The sequence below is a fragment of the Methylobacterium nonmethylotrophicum genome (assembly GCF_004745635.1).
In the GTDB taxonomy this organism is placed as follows: Bacteria; Pseudomonadota; Alphaproteobacteria; order Rhizobiales; family Beijerinckiaceae; genus Methylobacterium; species Methylobacterium nonmethylotrophicum.
In genome coordinates this window covers 49,793-66,122 of the sequence record NZ_SRLB01000010.1, presented here as the reverse complement: position 1 = coordinate 66,122, position 16,330 = coordinate 49,793, and the positions used below count along the sequence as shown (strand labels likewise).

Annotated in this window: 12 protein-coding genes; 9 read left to right on the top strand and 3 right to left on the bottom strand. The window is 74.0% G+C overall.

All coding sequences use genetic code 11. The features are described from left to right. Positions 1 to 33 precede the first annotated feature (33 nt). The 5 genes from ptsP to EU555_RS14820 all read left to right on the top strand — a co-directional run bounded on the left by ptsP (position 34) and on the right by EU555_RS14820 (position 7,307). Positions 34 to 2,592, top strand: coding sequence for a phosphoenolpyruvate--protein phosphotransferase (ptsP, locus tag EU555_RS14840; protein ID WP_135415425.1), 2,559 nt, complete (start codon positions 34 to 36; stop codon positions 2,590 to 2,592). After that, positions 2,589 to 3,530: a 1-phosphofructokinase gene (gene pfkB / locus EU555_RS14835; protein ID WP_135415424.1), complete on the top strand. Its 942-nt coding sequence runs from the start codon at positions 2,589 to 2,591 to the stop codon at positions 3,528 to 3,530. Before ptsP ends, pfkB begins: the two co-directional genes overlap by 4 nt. 87 nt (positions 3,531 to 3,617) lie before the next feature. After that, the gene (locus EU555_RS14830) at positions 3,618 to 5,336 is read left to right on the top strand and encodes a fructose-specific PTS transporter subunit EIIC (RefSeq protein ID WP_135415423.1); all 1,719 of its coding nucleotides are present in this window, start codon (positions 3,618 to 3,620) and stop codon (positions 5,334 to 5,336) included. 79 nt (positions 5,337 to 5,415) lie between these two features. Then, positions 5,416 to 6,219 (top strand): LuxR family transcriptional regulator, encoded by an 804-nt coding sequence (locus EU555_RS14825; RefSeq protein ID WP_245524309.1) that lies wholly within the window; start codon positions 5,416 to 5,418, stop codon positions 6,217 to 6,219. A 425-nt stretch (positions 6,220 to 6,644) separates the two neighbouring features. Then, positions 6,645 to 7,307: an acyl-homoserine-lactone synthase gene (locus tag EU555_RS14820; protein WP_167858553.1), complete on the top strand. Its 663-nt coding sequence runs from the start codon at positions 6,645 to 6,647 to the stop codon at positions 7,305 to 7,307. Between the two features lie 13 nt (positions 7,308 to 7,320). On the opposite strand, the gene EU555_RS14815 is transcribed toward EU555_RS14820, so the two are convergent. Beyond that, positions 7,321 to 8,265 (bottom strand): LysR family transcriptional regulator, encoded by a 945-nt coding sequence (locus tag EU555_RS14815; protein WP_135415421.1) that lies wholly within the window; start codon positions 8,263 to 8,265, stop codon positions 7,321 to 7,323. Between the two features lie 122 nt (positions 8,266 to 8,387). Here EU555_RS14815 and EU555_RS14810 point away from each other — a divergent pair, with 122 nt between their 5' ends. The 4 genes from EU555_RS14810 (at position 8,388) to EU555_RS14795 (ending at position 11,245) form a co-directional block, all read left to right on the top strand. Continuing rightward, the gene (locus EU555_RS14810; RefSeq protein WP_135415420.1) at positions 8,388 to 8,996 is read left to right on the top strand and encodes a YceI family protein; all 609 of its coding nucleotides are present in this window, start codon (positions 8,388 to 8,390) and stop codon (positions 8,994 to 8,996) included. Positions 8,997 to 9,018: 22 nt separating this feature from the next. Next, complete coding sequence (locus EU555_RS14805) at positions 9,019 to 9,624, top strand: cytochrome b (RefSeq protein WP_135415419.1); 606 nt, start codon at positions 9,019 to 9,021, stop codon at positions 9,622 to 9,624. Further along, positions 9,621 to 10,187 (top strand): YceI family protein, encoded by a 567-nt coding sequence (locus tag EU555_RS14800; protein ID WP_135415418.1) that lies wholly within the window; start codon positions 9,621 to 9,623, stop codon positions 10,185 to 10,187. Before EU555_RS14805 ends, EU555_RS14800 begins: the two co-directional genes overlap by 4 nt. Before the next feature lie 143 nt (positions 10,188 to 10,330). Beyond that, positions 10,331 to 11,245, top strand: a complete 915-nt coding sequence (locus EU555_RS14795) for a bestrophin family protein (RefSeq protein ID WP_135415417.1) — start codon at positions 10,331 to 10,333, stop codon at positions 11,243 to 11,245. A 3-nt stretch (positions 11,246 to 11,248) separates the two neighbouring features. On the opposite strand, the gene EU555_RS14790 is transcribed toward EU555_RS14795, so the two are convergent. Beyond that, positions 11,249 to 12,769 carry a DUF2252 domain-containing protein gene (locus EU555_RS14790; RefSeq protein ID WP_135415416.1) on the bottom strand — a complete coding sequence of 507 codons (1,521 nt, stop codon included), beginning with the start codon at positions 12,767 to 12,769 and terminating at the stop codon, positions 11,249 to 11,251. A 117-nt stretch (positions 12,770 to 12,886) separates the two neighbouring features. Then, on the bottom strand, positions 12,887 to 16,204 hold the full coding sequence (locus tag EU555_RS14785; RefSeq protein WP_135415415.1) for a helicase-related protein: 3,318 nt from the start codon (positions 16,202 to 16,204) through the stop codon (positions 12,887 to 12,889). Between the last annotated feature and the right edge of the window lie 126 nt (positions 16,205 to 16,330).

Sequence of the window (16,330 nt, the reverse complement as noted above, 5' to 3'; positions counted from 1 at the left end):
GAAAACCGAACGCTTTCCGGGAGGAAGCTCGCCATGCTCGCGCCGACCCCCTCGCTGACGCCGCGCGTCCTAATCCGCACCGCCGCCGCCCCTGCGACCAAGGAGGCCGCGATCCGCGAGGCGGCCCAGCTCCTCGTGGCCGCCGGCTGCATCGACCCGGCCTACGAGGGCAGCATGCTGCGCCGGGAGGCGGTGGCGAACACCTATCTGGGCCACGGCGTGGTGATCCCGCACGGCATGGTCGACGACCGGCACCTGGTGCGTGAGAGCGGGCTCGCCGTGCTGCAGGTGCCGGGCGGCGTCGCCTGGCACGACGGGCAGGACGCCCACCTGGTCGTGGCGATCGCCGCCCAGTCCGACACCCACATCACGGTCCTGCGCCGCCTCACCCGCCTGATCCAGGACGAGGCGCGGCTGGCGCGGCTGCGCACCACGCTCGACGCCGGCGAGATCGCGGCGGCGCTCGCCGAGGACGCGGCCGCGCCGGGAGCCGCCGGCCCGGCGGCGGATCTCCCTCAGAGCTTGACCTGGGTGGTCGACTATCCGACCGGCCTCCACGCCCGGCCGGCCTCGGCCTGGGTCGAGGCGGCCCGCGCCAGCCCGGCCCGGATCCAGGTCCGTCACGGCGCCGAGGTGGCGGATGCCAAGAACCTGATCGCCCTGCTCCAGCTCGGCTTGCGCGCCGGCGACGAGGCGGTGATCTCGGCCGAGGGCGAGGACGCGCCGGCGGCTCTGGCCCGCCTCAAGGCCACGGTCACGGGCCTCTCCGCCGGCGAGAAGGCGGCGGCCGAGCGTGCCGCCGAGGCCGCCGCGAAAGCCGCCGCCCCGGTCGCCGGCTGGAACCCCGCCGGCGCGCCCCAGGTCATCCCCGGCATCGGCGCGAGCCCGGGCCTCGCCATCGGGCGGGTCCACGTGCTCGGGCCCACCGAGGTCGCGGTGCCGGACGAGCCCGAGCCGCTGACCCAGGGCGGCGACCGCCTGCACGCGGCGCTGGAGGCCACGGCGGCGCAGCTCAAGGCGCTCGCCGACGATACCGGCCGGCGCCTCGGCCAGGCCGATGCCGGGATCTTCAAGGCGCAAGCCGACCTCATCGCCGACACCGACCTGATCACGCTGGCCTGCCAGCTGATGGTCGAGGGCCACGGCGTCGCCTTCGCGTGGCACCAGGCGGTGGAGCGGATGGCCGGCCAGCTCTCGGCCCTCGGCAACCCGGTGCTCGCGGCCCGTGCCGCCGACCTGCGCGACGTCGGCCGCCGGGTGCTGGCGCAGATCGACCCTGCCCTGCAGGCGGGCCACGCCCTGCCGGACGAGCCCTGCATCCTCGTCGCCCCCGACCTCGCGCCCTCCGACACGGCGGGGCTCGATCCCGCCCGGGTGCTGGGGCTCGCCACCGCGCAGGGCGGTCCGACCTCCCACACGGCGATCCTCGCCCGGACCCTCGGCATCCCCTCGGTGGTCGCGGCCGGGCCCGGCCTGATGGCGCTTCAGGCGGGCGCGACCGCCATCCTCGACGGCACGACCGGCCGCCTCTACGTCGACCCGAACGAGGCCGACCTCGCCTCGGCGGCCGCCTGGCGCGAATCGCTACGGGCCACGCAGGAAGCGGAGGCCCGCGAGCGCGGCCTGCCGGCCCGCACCCGGGACGGGCACGCGCTCGCCATCGGCGCCAACGTCAACACGCCCGACCAGGTGCCCTTCGCCCTGTCGCAGGGCGCCGAGGGCGTCGGCCTGATGCGCACCGAGTTCCTGTTCCTCGAGCGCGGCGACACGCCGGACGAGGACGACCAGTACGCCACCTACCGGGCGATGCTGGAAGCCCTCGACGGCCGCCCCCTGATCGTGCGCGCCCTCGACATCGGCGGCGACAAGCAGGTGCCCCACCTGGCCCTGCCGAAGGAGGAGAACCCCTTCCTCGGCGTGCGCGGCGCCCGGCTTCTCCTGCGCCGGCCCGACCTGATGGAGCCGCAGCTGCGCGCGCTCTACCGCGCCGCGAAGGATTGCGTCCCGGCGGGCGCCCCGAAGGGTAAGGACGCGCCGCTCTCGATCATGTTCCCGATGATCACCTCGGTGCCGGAGGTGCTGGACCTGCGCCGGGCCTGCGACCGGATCCGGGCGGAGATCGGGGCGCCGGAGGTGCCCCTCGGCATCATGATCGAGGTGCCGGCCGCGGCGATCCAGGCCGACGCGCTCAGCCCCCATTGCGACTTCTTCTCGATCGGCACCAACGACCTGACGCAATACGCGCTCGCCATCGACCGCCAGAACACCGACCTGGCGCCCGAGGCCGATTCGCTCCACCCGGCGGTCCTGCGCCTGGTGCGGATGACCTGCGAGGGGGCGGCCCGGCACGGCCGCTTCGTCGGGGTCTGCGGCGGCATCGCGGGCGATCCGTTCGGGGCCGGGCTGCTCGCGGGGCTCGGCGTGCACGAGCTCTCGATGACCCCCCGCGACCTGCCGGCCGTGAAGGCGCGCCTGCGCGCCGCATCCCTCGCCGCGCTGCGGGCGCTCGCCGAGGAGGCCTGCGCACAGGCCGACGCCGCCGGCGTGCGCGCCCTCGACACGACGGCTCTCGCAGAGGAGGCCCGCCCGTGACCCGCGTCCTCACCCTCACCCTCAACCCGGCGATCGACCGGACCGTGATCCTCGACCGGCTCGCGCCCGGGCAGGTCCACCGCGCCCGCGCGGTGCGGGACGATGCCGGCGGCAAGGGCGTCAACGTCGCGAGCTGCCTCGCCGATTGGGGCGTGCCGGTCGCCGCCGCCGGGGTGCTCGGCGCCGGCAACGCCGCCGCCTTCGAGGCGCTGTTCTCCGCCAAGGGGATCGAGGATCGCTGCGTCTGGGTCCCGGGCGAGACCCGCACCAATCTGAAGCTCGTCGATCCTGCCGGCACCACCGACGTGAACCTGCCGGGGCTCGCCCTCGATTCCGCGACCCTGCGCTCGGTGCGGGCGGTGCTGCTCGAGGCCGCCGGGCCCGACACCCTCGCGGTGCTGGCCGGCAGCCTGCCCGCTGGCGCCGCGCCCGGCCTCTACGCCGAGCTGGTCGCGGCGCTGAAGGCCAAGCAGGCCCGGGTGCTCCTCGACGCCTCCGGCCCGCCGCTGGCGGCGGCCCTCTCGGCCAGGGTCCTGCCCGACATCGTCAAGCCGAACCGGCACGAGCTGGAGGAATGGGCCGGCAAGCCGCTTCCCGCCCTCGGCGACGTGGTGAAGGCCGCCCGCGGCCTCGCTCGCCGCGGCATCCCGCTGGTGGTGATCTCCCTCGGGGCGGAAGGCGCGGTGTTCGTGCGCGGAGCGGACGCCCTCCACGCGGTGGCGCCGACGATGGATGTGGCGAGCACCGTCGGGGCGGGCGACGCCCTGGTGGCCGGGCTGGTGGCGGGGCTCTGCGCCGACCTGAGCCTTCCCGAGACCGCGCGCCTCGCGCTCGCCTTCGCGGCCGGGAAGCTGACCCGCAGCGGCGCCCACCTGCCCGGGCGCGGCCAGGTCGAGGCGATCGCGGCGGGGATCGAGGTATGCGCGCTGCCGGTATGACCCAGGCGGCGACCATCCCGCCCGTGCCATGTCCGATCACGCCGAACACACCGCTCGATCTAGCATAACCCTCAGGAGGAACACCCCATGACCCACCTGGTGGCCGTCGTCGGAGGCGGCGATCTCAGCACCCACGCGGTGCTGGCGGCCGAGGCCCTGCGCCGGGCGGCGGGGCGGCGCAACCAGCGGCTCGACGTCGAATTGCGCAGCCGCGGCACGACAGGGGCGCCGCTGAGCGAGGGCGCGATCCAGGACGCCGATGCGGTGCTCCTCGTCGGCACCGGCGATCTCGGCGCGGGCCGCTTCGGACGCCTGCGCCGCGCCGAGGCGGCGATCGAGGACGTGCTCACCGACGTCAACGGGGTGATCGACCGGGCGCTCGCCGGCACCGATGCAGGCGCCGCGCCCGCGGGCCCCGGGACGACCGGTCCCACGCGCATCGTCGCCATCACCTCCTGCCCGACCGGCATCGCCCACACCTTCATGGCGGCGGAAGGCATCCAGGCGGCGGCGCAGGCGCTGGGCCACCACGTCCGGGTCGAGACGCAAGGGTCGGTCGGCGCCCGCGACGCCCTGACGCCTGAAGAAATCGCGGCGGCCGACATCGTGCTCATCGCCGCCGATACCGGCGTCGACCGGGCGCGCTTCGCCGGCAAGAGGGTCTACGCCACCACCACCAAGGCGGCGATCCGCGACGGCAAGGGCCTGATCGCCACCGCCCTCAAGGACGCCGAGCGGCAGGGCGCGCAGGCCGCCGATGCCGGCCCCGCCCGCCCGGCCGCGGCCGAGACGAAGGCCGGCGCCTACAAGCACCTGATGACCGGCGTGTCGTTCATGCTGCCCTTCGTGGTGGCGGGCGGCCTCCTCATCGCGCTCGCCTTCGCGTTCGGCGGCATCGACGCGATGGCGCCGGAGAACAAGGGCAGCCTCGGCTTCGCGCTCGGCGAGATCGGCGCCAAGGCGGCCTTCGCGCTGATCGTGCCGGCGCTCGCCGGCTACATCGCCTATTCCATCGCCGACCGGCCCGGCATCGCGCCCGGCATGATCGGCGGCATGCTGGCGGCGAACCTCAATGCGGGCTTCCTCGGCGGCATCGCGGCGGGCTTCATCGCCGGCTACACCGTCTCCTTCCTCAGCCGCCCGATCCGCCTGCCGAAGAATCTCGAGGGCTTGAAGCCCGTCCTGATCCTGCCGCTGATCGGCACCCTCGTGACCGGCCTTCTGATGGTCTACGTCGTCGGCGTGCCGGTGGCGGCGCTGCTCGCGGCGCTCACCGGCTGGCTCAAGGGCATGCAGGGGGCGAGCGCGCTGCTCTTGGGCCTGATCCTCGGCGCCATGATGGCGGTCGACATGGGCGGGCCGATCAACAAGGCGGCCTACGCCTCTTCCGCCGCCCTGATCGCGTCGGGCATCTACGCCCCGATGGCCGCCGTGATGCTGGCCGGCATGACCCCGCCGCTCGGCATCGCGCTCGCCACCCGGCTCTTCCCCGGCCGCTTCAGCGCGCAGGAGCGCGAGGCCGGCAGCGCCGCGGCGGTGCTCGGCGCCGCCTTCATCACGGAAGGGGCGATCCCCTTCGCGGCCGCCGACCCGCTCCGGGTGATCCCCGCTTTGGTGGCGGGCTCGGCGGTGGCCGGCGCCCTGTCGATGACCCTGGGCGTCGCCCTGCGGGTGCCCCATGGCGGCCTGTTCGTGCTGCCGATCCCGAACGCCATCACGCCGGTGCTCGGCGCCGTGGCGGCCCTGATGGTCGGCACCCTGATCACCGCCGTGCTGGTGGGCGTGCTCAAGACGCGGGCGGCCTGAGCGGCGCGGCCAGGCGGTGGCAGGTTGCGCCCCCGGCGATCCGGCCCGGATCGCCGGGGGTCGCGTTTCATGGTAAGGATTGTCCGCCGGCAGCGTCGCGGAGATCGGCCGGACGAGGGGTGCGAACGGGCTGCGCGGCGAGATGGCGGTGATCGGGCAGGTCACCCTGGACCTGGTCCAGGCGGTGAAGGCGGCGCGCAGCGCGGCCGAGATCGTGGCGGTGCTGACCCGCGCCGGCGGGATCTTCGGCTACGAGCGCTTCGCGATCGCGGGCGTGCCGCAGAGCGCGGGCGAGAACCTGCCGGACCGGCTGCTGCTGATGCACTGGCCGGAGGAATGGGCCGCCCGCTACGTCGAGCGGCGCTACGTCCAGCACGATCCGGTGATGGCGCAGGTGCGCCGCACGACGAGCCCCTTCCTGTGGTCGGACGTGGCGTTCGACCGCGATGCGCCCTTGGCCCGGCAGATCATGGGGGAGGCGCCGGCCTTCGGCCTTGGCAACGGCCTCTGCGTGCCGATCCACGACATCGACGGCACCGAGGCCGCCGCCTCGTTCGGCGCCCCGCGGATCGACCTCTCGGACGAGGCCAGGGCCGGGCTGCACCTCCTGGCGATCTACGCCCACCTCGCCTCGCGCAACCTTGCCCCGGCGAGCCCGGCCCGGGCGCCGGGACGTCCGGGGGGCGCCGCGCGCTGCACGCCGCGCGAGATCGAGTGCATCAAGTGGGCCGCCGCCGGCAAGACCGGCTGGGAGACCTCCGAGATCCTGTCGCTGTCGCAGCGGACGGTGGAGGATTACCTGCGCAACGCTGCCCGCAAGCTCGGCGCCGTCAACCGCGTGCAGCTCGTCGCCCAGGCGATGCGCGAAGGCCTGATCGACTGAGCCCGCGCCCCCGACGGGTCGCGGAGTCCGCGGCAGCGACCGGCGACCCGAGCCGATTGTTCCCGGGCGAGGTCCGGCCCGCCGCGCCGGGCCGGAAAAGGCGCGCGCCCGAGATGTTCGGCGCCACCGCCCGCGCGTGACGCAGCGGAGAGGGCACAGGGACCGGCGCCTCGTCTCGCGCTCACCACGGGCTCCTTCACCCTCGTCTCGGGGCCCGGGCCGCGATGATCACCTCAAGTTGCCCTCGCGCGGATGGCCGACGCGTCGAACGCGCGCTCCCACCGCACCTTAACATTTCACAAGACAATGTTAGACGATCCAACATCATTGCGCCGGCCTATCTCGTGTGTCGTACCGTAAATTTACGGTCTATCTCATTCTAGGTTCAGAGAGCATGAATGGCTCCAAAGAAGGGAGCCCTGGTCTTGATCACGATCATCGATCGCGAAAATTATCACGACAACGCGGAGCTTCTCGACCGGATATACTGCTTCCGCCACCGTCTCTTCGTCGAGACGATGCGGTGGGAGGCGTGCCGGAAGCCGGACGGGCGCGAGAAGGATCAGTTCGACGGGCCGGATTGCATCCACGTCGCCGGGCTCGACGACGGCGAGATCGTGTCCTACTCGCGCCTGCTGCCGACGACCCGGCCGCATCTGCAGAGCCATGTCTACCCGCAGCTCCTCCAGGGCGCGACCGCGCCGAGCGGCCCCCGGGTGTTCGAGTGGACGCGCTGCGGCGCCGCCCCGTGGCGGCGCGCCTCCGCCACCGCGAAGGACCCGCTCGCCGGGCGCCAGTTCGTGGCGGTGGCCGAGCTGACCGGGGTGCTGGGCATCGAGGGCTACCTGATCCAGGCCCACCCGATCATGATCACCCATCTGGCGACGCTGGGCTGGGACACCGAGCCGCTGGCCCTGCCGATGCTCTATGACGGCCACCCCCTGGTGGCGTTCTACGCCCGCTGGACCCCCGCCACCGCCGACACCACCCGGGCGGTGTTCGGGATCGAGGGCACGGCCTACGACGTGAAGCGGGGGTTCGGGCCGGAGCGCCGGGAGGATGGCCGCCCCGTGCTGCGGGCTTCGTGATCGGCGCCCCCCGTCAGGGCGCCGGCCCCGCCTCCTCCCGCATCGCCGCGAGGCCGAGGCGGACGTGATCGCGAAACAGCCGCACCCGGGCGGGCAATTCGCGGCCGGCGAGGCTGACGGCGCGCAGGACGCCGCCGCGGCTCGCCCAGTCCGGCAGCACCGGCACCAGGGCGCCCTCCTTGAGCGCCCGGGCCGCCACCAGGCTCGGGATGTGCCCGATGCCCCCGCCCGCCCGGGTCAGCCGCAGCACCGTCGCGTAGTCGGTGGCGCGGATCGCCGGCCGGGCGGTGACGAGGCCTTCGCGCCCGTTCCCGTCCTGGAGCCGCACCGGCGCGGCGCCGAGCCGTTCGCGCGACAGGATCAGGTCGTGCCGCGCGAGGTCGTCGAGGGTCGCGGGCGCCTCCCGCGCCGCGAGATAGGCCGGCGCCGCGTAGAGGCCGATCATCAGGCTGGTGAGCACCGGCGCGCGGTAGCTGCCGTCCTGGCCCTCGCCGCTGCCGAGGCGCAGCGCCAGGTCGATGCGGTTGGCCGCCAGGTCGAGCCGCGTGTCGGTGATCAGGAGGTCGATCGAGATCTGCGGGTAGCGGGTCCGGAAGCTCGCGACGAGGTCGGGCATGACCTCGATGCCGAAATCGATCGAGGTGGTGACCCGCAGGTGGCCCCGCGGCAGGGTGCGGGCGTCCCGGGCGGTCTCCAGCGCCCCGTCGAGGAGGGCGAGGCTCTCCTGGGCCTTGGCGTGGAAGGCCAGTCCCTCCACCGTCGGCGAGACCGCCCGCGGCGTGCGGGCGAGCAGGGTGACGCCGAGTTCCCGCTCCAGCCGCGAGATACGGCGGCTGATGCTGCCCTTGGTCTCGCCCAGGACTTCCGCTGCCTGGGTCACGGTTCCGTGATCAACGACGGCGCAGAACGCCCTTACGTCAGAGAGCGCACCGCGGAAGGTTTCCGAACCAGCAACCATGTGTCCCGGTTTAGCTGTCTTACGCCCGCGACGGAACCGGCTTAAGCGAAGGGCCGCACGAAGGGTGCGGCGCGGACGACCTGATCGCAGGCCCGCCGGCCCTCACGACACGGAGTGTTCTCGTGAAGCTGTCCGTCCTCGCCCTCGGCCTCGCCGCCGGTCTCGCCCTGGCCGCCCCGGCCCGTGCACAGGCGACCCGCGACCCCGCCCAGATCCAGGCGGGCACCTACGTGGTCGATCCCGGCCACACCCAGGCCCTGTTCACCGTCAACCATTTCGGCTTCTCGCCCTATACGGGCATCTTCTCGGACATCTCCGGCACCCTGGAGCTGCAGCCGGCGAAGCCCGCCGAGAGCCGCCTGAAGATCACCGTGCCGATCAAGTCGCTCTACACGCCGAGCCAGCACATGCTCGACTCGCTGAAGAGCGACAAGTTCCTCGACGTCGCCCAGTTCCCGGAGATGACCTTCACCTCCACCAAGGTCGTGCCGGAGGGCAAGGACAAGGCCAAGGTCACCGGCGACCTGACCCTGCACGGCGTGACGAAGCCCGTGACCCTCGAGGTGACGCTGGTCGGCGCCGGCGCCAACCCGATGAACAAGAAGGCCACCGTCGGCTTCGAGGCCAAGGGCACGCTCAAGCGGTCGGAATTCGGCGTGAAGGCCTTCGTCCCGGCCGTCAGCGACGAGGTCCAGCTGACCCTCCACGGCGCCTTCGAGCGCAAGGACTAACTGGCCGCGGGAGATCGGAGCCATGCGCACGGTCGCGGCGTCGCGCCGCTACACAATCGTGGCGATCGTGCTGCACTGGCTGATCGCCCTCGGCATCCTGGCCCTGCTGGCCTTGGGCCTCGCGATGACGCGGGGCCCGCTCTCGCCGATGGACCGCTTCGCGTTCTACCAGTGGCACAAGTCCATCGGCCTGACGGTGCTGGTGCTGATGGCGCTGCGCCTGGCCTGGCGCCTGTTCAACCCTCCCCCGCCCCTGCCCGAGGCGATGCCCACGGCCGAGCGGCGGGCGGCGGGGGCGGCGCATCTCGCGCTCTACGGCCTGCTTCTCGCCATGCCGCTCGTCGGCTGGGCGATGGTCTCGGCCTCGCCCTACAACATCCCGACGGTGCTCTACGGGGCGATCCCGTGGCCGCACCTGCCGGTCCTGCCCGAATTGCCGAACAAGGCGGCGGTCGAGGGCGCGCTGAAGCTCGTCCACAGCTACGGGGCCTGGCTGCTGATCGCCCTCCTGCTCCTGCATGTCGGCGCGGCCCTGCGCCACCACCTCGTGCTGCGCGACGACACCCTGTGGCGGATGCTCCCCCTGGTGCCGCGCGCGCGCGCCAAACCCGAGGTTCCCTCGCGATGACCCCCTTTCGCCTCGCCCTCGCCCTCGGCCTGTTCGCCGCTCCCATGACGGCCCGGGCGGCCGACTGGACCGTCGACCCGGCCAAGAGCCGCATCGGCTTCTCGGGCACCCAGGTCGGCGTCCCCTTCAAGGGCCGCTTCACCCGCTACGACGCGCAGATCAGCTTCGATCCGCAGAAGCCCGAGGCCGGCAAGGCCGTGGTGCTGATCGACCTGACCAGCGCCGAGACCGGCGACAGGCAGCGCGACGAGGCCCTGCCGCAATCCGACTGGTTCGACGCGGGCAAGGCCAAGCAGGCCCGGTTCGAGGCGACCCGCTTCGTCCCGAAGGGCGGCGACGCCTACGACGCGGTCGGCACGCTGACGATCCGCGGGATGCGCAAGGACGTCACCCTGCCCTTCAAGCTCACGGTCTCGGGCGGCACCGCCCGCGCGGTGGGTCATCTCGACCTCGTGCGTACCGATTACGGCGTCGGCCAGGGCTCCTGGGCCAACGGCTCGATGGTCGCCCTCGAGGTCGGCGTCGACATCGACGTGACGGCGACGACGAAGTCGGGCGGGTAGTCCGTCCCGCGCGGCCGGCCGAACCCAGGCCCGTCGACCGGCCCCGCTGCGCATCATCCCGGGGTCGCGAGGCCGGCTCCCGCTTGACCCCGGGGCCCCGGAGGCGGATGACCGCGCCCCGTTCCCGGCCAGCGTGCATCCCCATGATCGTCCGTCCCCGCCCCGGCGCCCTCGCGATCCTGTTCGGCTTACGCGGGTCGATCCTGCCGCGGGTCGCCCCGCAGGTGATCGGCCTCACGGCCGTCGCCTGCCTGGTCGTCGCGACGGAGCAGGGCTGGGCCCACGCCATCCCGCTCAATGCCGGGATCGGGCCGTTCACCCTGATCGGCCTCGCGCTCTCGATCTTCCTCAGCTTCCGCAACAACGCCTGCTACGACCGCTGGTGGGAGGCCCGGAAGGTCTGGGGCGCCCTGATCGTCGAGGCGCGGGGCCTCGCCCGCCTGCTCGGGGCGCTCCTGCCCGAGGACGAGGCGCGGCGCCGGCGCTGCCTGAACCGCCTCGCCGGCTTCGCCCACGCCCTGCACGCCCAGCTGCGCGGCCGCGACGGAACCGCGGCGGCGGCCCCCTTCCTGACGGAAGCGGAGCGCGGCGCCCTGCCCGCCGCCGCGAGCCCCGCCGACGCGGCGCTGTCGGGCCTGGCGGCCGATCTCGGGGCGGCGCTCAGGACCGGGGCCTTGAGCGACGTGTCGTTCGGGCTCGTCGAGCAGAAGCTCGCCGGGCTGTCGCAGGTGCAGGCCGCCTGCGAGCGCATCCAGGGCACGCCCCTGCCCTTCGCCTACACGCTGCTCCTCTACCGCACGGCCTGGCTCTACTGCCTGCTCCTGCCCTTCGGCCTCGCCGCCTCCCTGGGCTGGGGCACCCCGGTCGCGACCGCCCTCGTCGCCTACACGTTCTTCGGCCTCGACGCCCTCGGGGACGAGTTGGAGGAGCCGTTCGGCGCGGCGCCCAACGACCTGCCGCTGGACGCGCTCCTGCGCGTCGTCGACGGGGTCGTGCAGGCCGCCCTCGGCGAGCCGGTGCCGCCGCCGCTCGAACCCGAGAAGTTCCTTCTGACCTGACGATCAGAGCTGCGGGTCCTCCGCCGCCTCGAGCCGGCCGGAGGCGATGGCCTCGAGAAAGAGGCGGTGGTCCTCCGCGTTGCGCTCGCCATAGGCGCGGGCCCAGTCGGCCAGGGCCGCGCGGAAATCGGCGTGGCGGTCGCGGCCGCAATAGCCGGCGATCGCCGCGGCGTCGCCGGTGCGGGCATGCGCCCGGGCAAGCAGCGCGCCGTAGGCCCAGGAGAAGTAGACCAGCGGCTGCCCGCGCATGCAGGCGACCGGGATCTCGCCCTTCATGTTCTTCATCTGCCGAACGTAGAACGGCCGCCCGTCGATGCTGGTCCAGCCGAGGAGCGGGTCGCCGACCGCCTGGAGCAGGCGCTGGCCGTAGATCACCCGCTCGCCCTCGTGGGAGGCGTAGGGCTCGGGCATGCCGGCGACGTAGGGCGCGTGGGCGGGGCGCACCGCCTCCTTGACCTGCAGGAAGAGCACGTCCTGGTCCGAGTTGCCGCAGAGCAGGGCCACGTAGGCCCGGGTGCCGACGCTGCCGACGCCGACGACCCGGTGGGCGACGTCGACCACGTGGTAGCGGCTCAGCATGAACCGGCGCTCCCGCGGCAGGGTCTCGGCGTAGCGCTCGAGCCCGGCGGTCACCGCCTCGCGGGTCTCGGGATCGACCCAGGTCAGGATCGGCGGATCGTTGCGGAAGCGCCAGCCGCCGTCGACCCGGCGCTCGCCGACCTGGGCGAGCAGGCTCTTGTTGTGGCGCTTGCGCGCCTTCTCGACCGCGCGCTCGACCACCTCGCGCGATTCCTGGTCGATCGCGATTCCGCTGAAATCGAGTTCCTCGGCCCGCGCCGCCCGGTGCCAGACGTCGAGGGGCCCCTGCGGCGCGAGCTCGGTCATCGTGTGCTGGTAGCCGTAGGCCGCCGCGAGCACCGCCTCGCGCCGCTCGCCCTGTGCCACGTCGAGGTCGCGCGCCGCGACCTCGATGCTGGCGCAGAGCCGCTTCAGGTCCCATTCCCACGGGCCGATCGTGACCTCGTCGAAGTCGTTGAGGTCGAGGACGATGTCGCGCTGGGGCGTGCCGAACAGGCCGAAATTCGCGATATGGGCGTCGCCGTTCATCACCACGTCGATGCCGCTCGTCGGCGTCCGAGCCAGGTCCCAGGCCATCACGGTGGCCGCTCCCCGCAGGAACGCGAAGGGCGAGCTCGCCATCCGGGCGACGCGGAGCGGGATCAGGTGGGCCTGGCGCCCCGCCTGCGCCGCCTCGATCAGCCGGACCGGGTCGGGCCGGTCCTTCGGCACGGGACCCGGGCCGTGGCCGTCATGCGGCACCTTGGCGCGCAGGCTCTTGCCGGCGGCGCGGCGCTTCTCCCAAGGCTCGCCGGGCGTGCGCAGGTCGATGTGCGGGAAGTCGGCGAGCGGCTCCAGCACGATGTCCTCGGCCGCCGCCAGTGACCCGTCGCCCGGGGCGTCGGTGTCCGGCGGGGCGCCGTCGCCGGCCCTGTCCTGCGGTCTGTCCGTGTGCGCTCTGTCCATGGGCACGGCTCGTCGGCGGCCCCCGATCCGGGCCGGTTGCGAATCAACCTTGGCCTTGGACGATCGTTCCGGGCCGCGGGATGAAACCCGCGCGATGAGCGTGCCGGCCCGCCGCGGTCAGCCCTGGTGGTCGCGGGCCTCCTGGATCAGGTGCAGGAACTCGGCCGCGAGGTCGGCGCGCCGGTTCGGATCGTCGCAGGGACGGCGCAGGATCAGCCGTCCGTCCCGGGCCGTCATCGCCTCGCAGAGGGGCATCGCCGCCGGTGCGCAGCCGGGGCGGACATCGGCCGCCAGGCCCTGCGGCCCGCCCGTGAGGCGGGCGATGCCGAGCTGGAGGCAGCCGACGCGCAGGCGGCCCAAGGCGAACAGGGCGCGCACGCCCGAGGGAAGCGGCCCGAAGCGGTCCTCGACCTCGCCGCGCAGGGCCTCGACCTCCTCCAGGGTGCCGAGGCGCAGGAGCCGGGTGTAGAGGCCGAGGCGCACCTCGGGCTCGGGCACGTAATCCTCCGGCACGTCGCCGGACAGGCCCAGGTTGATCTCCGGCGCCCAGTCCTCCGCCGGCTCGCCCTTGGCGGCGCGCAGGGCCAGCTGCAGCAGGTGCTGGTAGAGGCCCAGGCCGATCAGCTTGACGTGGCCGGCCTGGTTCTCGCCGACGAGGTCGCCGGCGCCGCGCAGGTCGAGGTCGCGGGCGCTGATGGCGAAGCCCGCCCCGAGGCGGTCGAGGGCTTCCAGCGTGCGCAGGCGCTTCTCGGCCGCCGGCGGCAGCTCGCGGTCGGGCCGGGTCAGGAGGTAGGTCACGCCCCGGCGCTGGCCGCGCCCGACCCGGCCGCGCAGCTGGTGCAGCTGGGCGAGGCCGAACCGCTCGGCGTCGTGGACCAGCATCGTGTTGGCCCGCGGCACGTCGAGACCGCTCTCGATGATCGAGGTGGCGAGCAGCACGTCGCCCTCGCCGTCGGCGAAGCGCACCATGACCTCGTCGAGCTCGGCCGGCTTCATCTCGCCATGGGCGACGACGGTCGTCAGCTCGGGCACCAGCGCCTTCAGGCGCTCGGCCATCGGGCCGATCTCCTCGATCCGCGGGCAGACCACGAAGCTCTGGCCGCCGCGGCCCTTCTCGCGCATCAGCGCCGCCCGCAGGGTGTCGTCGTGGAGCGGCGTCAGGACGGTGCGGATCGGCTGGCGCACCGCCGGCGGCGTCGCGATGACGCTGAGCGACTTGAGGCCGACGAGGGCCGATTGCAGGGTGCGGGGGATCGGCGTCGCGGTCAGCGTCAGCAGGTGAGCCCCGGACCCCTGGGCGCCGCCGGCCATGCCGCGAAGCCGCTCCTTGAGGGCGGCGCCGAAGCGCTGCTCCTCGTCGATCACCACCAGGCCGAGATCCGCGAAGGCGACGCCGCGCCCGGCGAGCGCATGGGTCCCGATGACGAGGCGGATCGAGCCGTCGGCGAGCCCCTGGCGCACCCGCCTGGCCTCCGCCGGCCCTTCGAGACGCGAGAGCTGCGCCACCCCGATGCCGAAGCGGGAGAAGCGCCGCGCGAAGGTGCGCAGGTGCTGGCGCACCAGCACGGTCGTGGGCGCCACCACCGCGACCTGCTTGCCGGCGAGGAGCGCCGCGGCGGCGGCGCGCAAGGCCACCTCGGTCTTGCCGAAGCCGACATCGCCGCAGACCAGCCGGTCCATCGGCCGCTCGCCGGCGAGATCCTGGAGCGCCCCGTCGACCGCCCTCGCCTGGTCGGGCGTGAGCGGGAAGCCGAAGCCCGCGCCGAAGCGCTCCATCTCGCGCTCCGGCGGCACCAGGGCCGGCGCCTTCGCGCTGCGGCGGATCTCGGCGGCCTCCAGCATCGCCCGGGCGGCCCGGGCCAGGCCCGCCTCGGTGGCCAGGCGGCGCTTCGGCCAGGTGCCGCCGTCGAGCTTGTCGAGGGTGACCGCCTCCTCCTCCGAGCCGTAGCGCCAGATCCGGTCGGCCTGGGCCACCGGCACCATCAGGATCGCCTCGCTGGCGAAGCGCAGCCGCAGGGCCTCCGTGCTGCCCCCGTCGCCGGTCGGGATGCGCTCCAGCCCCTCGAAGACGCAGAGGCCGTGATCGCGGTCGACTGCGACGTCGCCGACCCTGAGATCCACCTCGCCCATCGGCAGGATCACCGGCTGGCCGGCGCTCGGCCGCACGGAGCTGCCGCCATGGACGTCCGGTGCGGCGATCACCGTCGCGCCGAGATCCGGCACGCGAAAACCCCGGTCGAGGGGGGCAGGCAGCGCGACGATCTCGCCGGCCTTGGCGGCCGCCGCCTCGGACCAGGCGGCGACGGGCCGGACGCCGCGCTCCGCCGCCCGGGCGGCCTGGCGCGACAGGCGCTTGAGCGCGGCCGCATCGCCGGCGAGCACGACCCGGTCGCCGGCCTTCAGGCGCTCGCGCAGGTAAGCCGAGAAGGCCGGACCGGGCCGGCGCTCCCGCACGAAGGCCGGCACCGCGATCGCCTCGGCGTCGGCGTCGCTGGCCACCGCCAGCTCGCGGGCCTTGCGCGCGCGTCGCCACTCGGCGGGCGTGAGGTAGAGCGGCAGGGCCACGCCGCGCGTCTCGGCGCCCGGCGTCTTGGCGCCCCTGCCCTCCTCGATCTGCTCGAAGAAGGCGTCGGCGCGGGCCTCGGCGCCGGCCTCGACCACCAGGTGCGCCTCCGGCACGTAGTCGAGCACGGTGGCGAGGCGGCCGTAGAGGGTCGGGAGCTGATGCTCCTGCCCGGTGAAGGGCCGCAGGGCCACGGGGGAATCCGGCTCCAGGACGATCTCGGTCGCCGGGTCGACCACCAGGGTCTCGACCTCGTCGAGGGAGCGCTGCGAGACCGGATCGTAGGTGCGGATCGCCGTGACGGTGCCGCCGGCATGCTCGATGCGGCAGGGCCGGGGCGCCGCGGCCGGAAACACGTCGATGGTCCGGCCCCGCACCGCCACCTCGCCGGGCTCGTCGACCCGGTCGTCGAGGATGTAGCCGAGGCGCTGCAGCTCCGCCGTGAGGCGACCGGCCTCGACGGCGTCGCCGGCCCGGATCTCGACCCGGGCCTTGCCCCAGGTCTCCGGCGGCGGCACCCGCTGGATCAGGGCGGGCGCGGTGGTGAGCACGATGTCCGGCAGGTTGTCCGCGTCGGTCAGCCAGCGGAGCACGCCGGCCCGCGCGCCCATCGTGCCGCGGGAGGGCGAGGCGCGATCGAAGGGCAGGCAGTCCCATTCCGGGTAGACCGCGACGCCGATCCCCGGCGCGAAGCCGCGCAGCAGGGCGGCGAGCTCCTCCAGCCGGCGGGCGTCGCGGGCGACGTGGACGAGGGGGCGGCGCCCGCCAAGCAAGGACAGCAGCGCCACCGCGAGGGCACCAGGCGGCACCAGCGGCGCCACGCTCTCCTCGGCTCCCTCTCTCGCGCGACGCATCGCCTTGCGCTTCGCCATCGGCCCCCGCTCCCTGTGTCTCGCAGCCAAGAACGCCCGGCCTCTGCCGCGGGTCCGGGCCGGGCTGTCGCATGCACAGGAACAGGATGGCGCGCGTGCATCCGGCGCGGATGACGGCGCCCTCAG

Bases quoted from the DNA above. Each gene is read 5' to 3' on its own strand.
- EU555_RS14815 (WP_135415421.1), bottom strand. From the start codon at position 8,265: ATGGTTGCTGGTTCGGAAACCTTCCGCGGTGCGCTCTCTGACGTAAGG.
- ptsP (WP_135415425.1), top strand. From the start codon at position 34: ATGCTCGCGCCGACCCCCTCGCTGACGCCGCGCGTCCTAATCCGCACC.
- EU555_RS14830 (WP_135415423.1), top strand. From the start codon at position 3,618: ATGACCCACCTGGTGGCCGTCGTCGGAGGCGGCGATCTCAGCACCCAC.
- EU555_RS14800 (WP_135415418.1), top strand. From the start codon at position 9,621: ATGACCCCCTTTCGCCTCGCCCTCGCCCTCGGCCTGTTCGCCGCTCCC.
- EU555_RS14795 (WP_135415417.1), top strand. From the start codon at position 10,331: ATGATCGTCCGTCCCCGCCCCGGCGCCCTCGCGATCCTGTTCGGCTTA.
- EU555_RS14805 (WP_135415419.1), top strand. From the start codon at position 9,019: ATGCGCACGGTCGCGGCGTCGCGCCGCTACACAATCGTGGCGATCGTG.
- EU555_RS14785 (WP_135415415.1), bottom strand. From the start codon at position 16,204: ATGGCGAAGCGCAAGGCGATGCGTCGCGCGAGAGAGGGAGCCGAGGAG.
- EU555_RS14790 (WP_135415416.1), bottom strand. From the start codon at position 12,769: ATGGACAGAGCGCACACGGACAGACCGCAGGACAGGGCCGGCGACGGC.